The following is a 6,338-nucleotide window of genomic DNA, read 5'->3' on the forward strand; positions in this document are numbered from 1 at the left end:
GCTCGGGTCCGTCCGAGCCCTTGCCGGACGGCATGCCCGACCTGCGCTCGCACGAATGGATGGCAGCGGCCCCGCTGGCGGTCGGCGCGCTCGTGCTCGGCGTGTGGCCGGGCGCCGTGCTCGCGCTGTCGTCGGGATGGCTCGAGACGGTCGGGAAGCTCGTGACGGGGGTGGTGCGGTGAGCGCCGGCATCCTCGGGTACCTGGCGCTCGCGCTGTGCGCGGGCGGTGCCGTGGGCGCACTGGCGGCCGACGCGTTCGGGGCGCCGCGCGCCGCCCGGTGGATCGCGATGGGCGGGGCGTTCGGCGCGGCCGTTGCGGCGGCGGCGATACCGTTGACGCAGGAGGGCACCGCCTCGGCATACATCGGGAGCGGCGGAGTGGCCGCGATCGTGTTCGCGCTGGCCGGGCTCGTGATCGCCGCGTCGGGGTCGGAGGGCGCAGCATCCGGGCGCACGGCTGCGCTCGTCGCGCTCATGGCGGCCGCGACGGCCGTCATCGCGGGGACGCGGGACGTCGTTGTGCTGTTCGTCGCGGTCGAGACCTCGGCGATCGCCGCGTACGCGCTGACGGCGTCGAGCGGCGACAGGCGGTCCGAAGAGGCCGCGATGAAGTACTTCGTGCAGGGCGCGGTCGCCACAGGGGCGTTCGTGCTTGCGCTGTCGGTGCTCGTCGGCCTGTACGGCGGCCACACGCGGTACGACCAGGTGGCGTCCGCGATCGCGGTCGGTGGCGGCGCCGCGCCGCTGGCGATGGTGCTGCTGATCGCGGTGTTCGCGTTCAAGCTGGCGGCTTGGCCGTTCCACGCGTGGGCGCCCGACGTGTACGAGACCGCGCCCGTGCCGGCCGCCGCGTTCATGGCCGGGGCGCCGAAGGCGGCAGCGGTCGTGGCCGCGACCGTGCTGATCAAGCAGTCCGCCTTCGAGGGGATGGCGTCCGACGCTCGCTGGCCCCTGGCGTTGCTCGCGATCTTCTCGATCGTCTACGGCAACCTCGCCGCCCTGAAGCAGGCGTCCTACCGCCGGATGCTCGGGTACTCGGGCATCGCTCTGGCGGGCTACCTGTTCGTCGGGCTCGCGCCGACGGACCACGCGTCGGCGTTCAGCGTCGCACTCATGGGTGCGACCTACGCGATCGCGGCGACGGGCGCCTTCATCGCGGCCGACGGGGTACGGGCGGCGCGTCCCGCATGGGACGGCAGCGTCGCCGGTCTCGCCGGCCTTGGCCGGGAGCGGCCGTGGCTGGGCGCTGCGATGGCCGCGTGCATGCTGTCGCTCACCGGCATCCCGCTGACGGCGGGCTTCTGGGGCAAGCTGTACGTCTTCTGGGACGCGGTCGACCACGGCTTCGCGTGGCTCGCGGTGCTCGGTGTGATCGGATCGGTCGTGTCGTTCGGCTACTACGGCGCGGTGGTGCGGTCGCTGTTCGTGGACGAGGTGCGGGGTGCGGGGAGCGACGCGGGCGAGATGCCCGGCACCGGCACGGCGCGCGGCGAGACGCCGGTGCGTCCGCTGGTCGTGACCCTCGTGTGTGCGGGGCTCGTCGTCCTGGTCGGCGTGTGGCCTCTGGCCGGCCGCCTCTACGCGCTCGGGGCGTTCTTGGGGCGCTGACACCGCGTGCGGGCGGCGCGGCTCAGGTTCGTTCAGGAGATTGCGCGCGCCTTCACAATGCGCGAACAGCCCCTTGAAACGCCCGCGGCGCCGTCCTAGAATGCGTTCAGGAGCGTTGCCTCGTGCAACCCCCTTACCCCTGAGCCTCAAGGTGCCGGCCTTGGGGCTCCCCCTCTTCTCGGGGCGTGGGGAGACGGTCACCGTTCGTCGGGCCGCGGGGAGCGCGCCCAAGTCGATGCTCAAGTCGCGGCGGCCGCACTCCGATACCTCACGACAAGATGATCATCTCCGACGAACAAGCCCGTTTGGCCGCCGAGTACCTCCGTACCGGCCACGGCTCCGACGCCCGCTCGGCATCGTCCCGGACCGTCTCGGGCGACCTGCTGGCGCGCGTGCGCGAGTCGGTGGACGAGCTGCCCGACGTGCGCGCGGACCGTGTCGCGCAGGCCAAGGCCGCTCTCGCCGACCAGCCGTCGCCGGAGGAGGTCGCGGGCAAGCTCATCGGGCGGGTCGTGTCCGACTCGCTCCGCTAGCCGCCCGCCTTCAGCTGCCACGCCGGTGCCGCGACGCGCGGCGCGCAAGCGGTGGCGCCTCTGTGCGGCAACCCCCATAATCGTCGGTGACGGCGTCGCGCCGTCGCCGTTCACGAGTCTGGGGAGGCGCAACGATGTCGTCGTCGAGGCCGGTCCGCACCGTCATCACCGTGATCATGGACGTGCTCGTGGTCGTGGCCGTGCTCCTGTGTGCGGGCCTCATCGTGCGCTTCTTCGGCGTCACCGCCGTCACCGACTGGGGCAAGGCGGTCGTCAAGGTCACCGAGGCCATCGACCTGCCGCTCGGCCTCGCGGACATCCAGAACAACTACGGCGGGGTCTTCGACGTCGAGGCCGCGGCGACGGTGGTCGCGCTGCTCGTCGCCGAGTGGCTGCTGTCGATCGCGCGCCGGCAGGCATAGCGCCTCCGCGGCGCGGAAGGGGGCCGGCAGTGGACTTCAGCCGCGAGCGGCTCGGCGAGATGCTCGTACGCGCCGGGCTCATCACCCAGGCAGTGCTCGATGAGGTCCTGGAGATCCAGACCCGCGAAGGCCACAAGATCGGCGACATCCTCGTCCACAACCTCATCATCTCGGAGGACCAGCTCGCGCAGACGCTCGCGGGCCAGAAGGGCCTGCGCTTCGTCAACCTGGCCGCGCTGACGATCGACCGCGCGGCCGTCGCACTCGTGCCCGAGCGCCTGATGCGGCGCCGCAGCATGGTCCCGATCGGCTTCGAGGACGGCCGTCTCGTACTCGCCATGTCCGACCCGCTCGACATCCAGGCCATCGACGACGCCGAGATGCGCTCGGGCCAGGCCGTGCTGCCGGTCGTGGCCACCGAGTCGCAGATCCGCTTCGCGATCGACAAGTACGCCGAGGCCTCGGAGGCGCTGGTGGAGGTCGCCGAGGCGGCCGGGGCTGAGGTCGTCGAGGAGGTCGAGGACGAGGCGGCGCTCGCCGGCGAGGACGTGCCGGTGGTGCGCCTGGTGAACCAGATCATCCGCACCGCGGTGCGCGACGGCGCCAGCGACATCCACGTCGAGCCGCTCAACAAGGCGGTCCGCGTGCGGTACCGCGTCGACGGCGTCCTGCACGAGGCGATGGAGATCCCGTCCGTCTCGCGCGCCGGCGTGACCAGCCGCATCAAGATCATGGCCGAGATGGACATCTCCGAGCGGCGGCGGCCGCAGGACGGCCGCATCGCGCTGACCTACGAGGGGCGCCCGCTCGACCTGCGCGTGGCGACCCTGCCGACCCCGTTCGGGGAGAGCATCGTCATCCGGATCCTGAACGCGGAGCTGTCGTTCAAGGAGCTCGACGACCTCGGCATGAGTGCGCAGCACCTCGAGCGGTTCCGGTGGTTCCTGTCGCGCCCGTACGGTGCGGTGCTCATCGCGGGGCCGACGGGCTCGGGTAAGACCACCACGCTGTACGCGGGGCTGCGCGAGCTCAACACGGTCGAGCGCAAGGTCGTGACGATCGAGGACCCGATCGAGTACCAGATGCACGGGGTCATGCAGATGGCGGTCCACCCGCGGATAGGGCTGACGTTCGCCACCGGGCTGCGCACGATGCTGCGCTGCGATCCGGACATCGTGATGATCGGCGAGATCCGCGACCCGGAGACCGCCGAGATCGCCATCCGTGCGGCGCTGACGGGCCACCTGGTGCTCTCATCGATACACACGAACGACGCGCCGAGCGCGCTGACGCGCCTGCTCGACATGGACGTGGCGCCCTACATCACGAGCTCGGCTCTGCTGGGAGTGGTCGCCCAGCGCCTGGCGCGGCGGCTGTGCGTCAAGTGCAAGAAGCACGCGAAGGTCGACGCCGCCACACTCATGCGGGCGGGATTCGACCTCAAGGAGGCCAAGACCGTCAAGCCGTACGAGGCGGTCGGGTGCCCGGAGTGCTTCGGCACGGGCTATCGGGGGCGCATCGGCCTGTACGAGATCATGGAGATCGACGACGAGCTCAGGCGCCTGTTCCTCCACGAGGCGCCGGTCGACCAGCTGCGCAAGATCGCCATGGACAACGGGATGTGCACGCTGCGCCGGGATGCGCTCGACAAGGTCGCCGCCGGCATCACGAGCCTCGACGAGGTCGAACGGGTGGTGATCTAGTGCCCCGTGCGCCGAGGGCGGTCGTCGTCGTCCTCGACAGCGTGGGGTGCGGGGCGCTCCCCGACGCGGGCGACTACGGCGACGAGGGGTCGAACACGCTCGGCAACACCGCGCGCGCCGCGGGCGGGCTCGCGATGCCGAACCTCGGGGCGATGGGGCTCGGGCGCGTGACCGAGGTCGCGGGCGTGCCGCCCGCCGAGGCGCCGACCGCTTCGTGGGGCCGGTGCGGCGAGCTGTCGGCGGGCAAGGACACCACGACCGGCCACTGGGAGATGATGGGCCTGCACCTCGCGCGCGCGTTCCCGACGTACCCCGACGGCTTCCCGCCCGAGGTGCTCGACGCGTTCGTGCGCGAGTCCGGCGTGCCCGGGTGGCTCGGCAACCGCCCTGCGAGCGGGACCGCGATCATCCAGGATCTCGGCGACGAGCACGTCGCCACCGGCAAGGTCATCGTCTACACCTCGGCGGACTCGGTGTTCCAGATCGCGGCGCACGAGGACGTCGTGCCCGTGGAGCGGCTGTATGCGATCTGCGAGGCGGCGCGCCGCGTACTGACGGGCGAGCACGCCGTCGGGCGCGTCATCGCGCGTCCGTTCGCGGGCCCGGACGCGGGCGGCGCGTACGCGCGCACGCACCGCCGGCGCGACTTCGCGCTCGAGCCGTCCGAGCCGACCGTGCTCGACCGCCTCACCGGGGCGGGGGTGCCCTGCTTCGGCGTTGGCAAGATCGGCGAGATCTTCGCGTGGCGCGGCGTCTGCGAGTCGCCGCACGTCACGGACAACATGGACGGTTTCGACAGGCTCGTCGCGAGGGTCGCCTCGGACGATGCGGGGTTCGTCTTCGCGAACCTCGTGGACTTCGACATGGTGTGGGGCCACCGCAACGACGCGGCGGGCTACGCGCGCGGTCTGGAGGCGGTCGACGCCCGCATGCCGGAGCTGCTCGAAGCGATGTGCGACGGCGACCTGCTGGTGGTGACGGCCGACCACGGCTGCGACCCGACGACGCCGTCCACGGACCACTCGCGCGAGTACGTGCCGCTCATCGCGCTCGTGAAGGGCGCGCGGGCGCGCGGGGCCGATCTCGGCACGCGCGAGACGATGGCCGACGTCGGCGAGACGGTGCTCGACTTCTACGGGATGGCAGGCGCGTGCGGGAGGGGGACAAGCTTCCTGAGGGAGGTGCGCGGCTGAGTGGTGCCGGCGGTCGAACTGATCGAGGCGAAGCGCGACGGCGCGAAGCACGCCGAGGCGGACATCGCCGCGCTCGTCGGCGGCTACGTCGCCGGCGCGGTGCCGGACTACCAGATGGCGGCGTGGCTGATGGCCGCCTTCCTGCGCGGCCTCGACGCCGACGAGACCGTGTGGCTGACGCGGGCGATGGTCGGGTCCGGGACGACGCTCGACCTTTCGGGCGTGCCCGGCGTGAAGGTCGACAAGCACTCGACCGGCGGCGTGGGTGACACGGTGACGCTCGTGGTCGCGCCGGTGGTCGCCGCGTGCGGCGTGCCGGTGGCCAAGATGTCCGGCCGCGGTCTCGGGCACACAGGCGGGACGCTGGACAAGCTCGAGTCGGTCCCGGGGCTGCGGACCGCGCTTTCTGCCGACGAGTTCGCGCGGCAGGTCGCGCGGGTCGGCGTCGCGGTGATGGCGCAGACCGACGACGTGGTTCCAGCGGACCGCCTACTCTACGCGCTGCGTGATGTGACCGGCACGGTCCCGTCTGTGCCGCTGATCGTGAGCTCGATCGTCAGCAAGAAGGTCGCGGGCGGCGCCGACGCGGTGCTGCTCGACGTGAAGTGCGGCTCGGGCGCGTTCATGCGCACGCCCGCAGCCGCGCGCGCGCTCGCCGGCGAGCTCGCGCGCGTGGGCGCGGCGTTCGGGAAGCGGTTCTCGGCCGTGGTGACGGACATGGACGCTCCGCTCGGCGACGCGGTGGGAAACGCGCTCGAGGTCGCCGAGGCGATCGCGGTGCTTTCCGGCGAGGGGCCGCCGCGCCTGGCCGAGGCGTGCGAGCAGGTCGCCGCGCGGATGCTCGTCCTCGGCGGCGTGGCCGCCGACGTGGAGGAGGG

6 protein-coding genes are annotated in these 6,338 nt (G+C 72.2%); all 6 read left to right on the plus strand.

Annotated elements, in window-relative coordinates:
- Positions 1-178: 178 nt before the first annotated feature.
- On the plus strand, positions 179-1,609 hold the full coding sequence (locus FDZ70_05245) for an NADH-quinone oxidoreductase subunit N (protein ID TLM77510.1): 1,431 nt from the start codon (positions 179-181) through the stop codon (positions 1,607-1,609).
- A gap of 278 nt (positions 1,610-1,887) precedes the next feature.
- Positions 1,888-2,142, plus strand: a complete 255-nt coding sequence (locus FDZ70_05250; protein TLM77511.1) for a flagellar biosynthesis anti-sigma factor FlgM — start codon at positions 1,888-1,890, stop codon at positions 2,140-2,142.
- Positions 2,143-2,276: 134 nt separating this feature from the next.
- The gene (locus tag FDZ70_05255; GenBank protein TLM77512.1) at positions 2,277-2,564 is read left to right on the plus strand and encodes a hypothetical protein; all 288 of its coding nucleotides are present in this window, start codon (positions 2,277-2,279) and stop codon (positions 2,562-2,564) included.
- 29 nt (positions 2,565-2,593) lie between these two features.
- Positions 2,594-4,267: a type II secretion system protein GspE gene (locus FDZ70_05260; protein ID TLM77513.1), complete on the plus strand. Its 1,674-nt coding sequence runs from the start codon at positions 2,594-2,596 to the stop codon at positions 4,265-4,267.
- Complete coding sequence (locus tag FDZ70_05265) at positions 4,267-5,460, plus strand: phosphopentomutase (GenBank protein ID TLM77514.1); 1,194 nt, start codon at positions 4,267-4,269, stop codon at positions 5,458-5,460. Before FDZ70_05260 ends, FDZ70_05265 begins: the two co-directional genes overlap by 1 nt.
- Positions 5,461-5,463: 3 nt before the next feature.
- A partial coding sequence (locus FDZ70_05270) for a thymidine phosphorylase (protein TLM77515.1) occupies positions 5,464-6,338 on the plus strand: 875 nt, incomplete at its 3' end.

This window comes from Actinomycetota bacterium (assembly GCA_005774595.1).
In the GTDB taxonomy this organism is placed as follows: Bacteria; Actinomycetota; Coriobacteriia; order Anaerosomatales; family D1FN1-002; genus D1FN1-002.

Bases quoted from the DNA above. Each gene is read 5' to 3' on its own strand.
- FDZ70_05250 (TLM77511.1), top strand. From the start codon at position 1,888: ATGATCATCTCCGACGAACAAGCCCGTTTGGCCGCCGAGTACCTCCGT.
- FDZ70_05255 (TLM77512.1), top strand. From the start codon at position 2,277: ATGTCGTCGTCGAGGCCGGTCCGCACCGTCATCACCGTGATCATGGAC.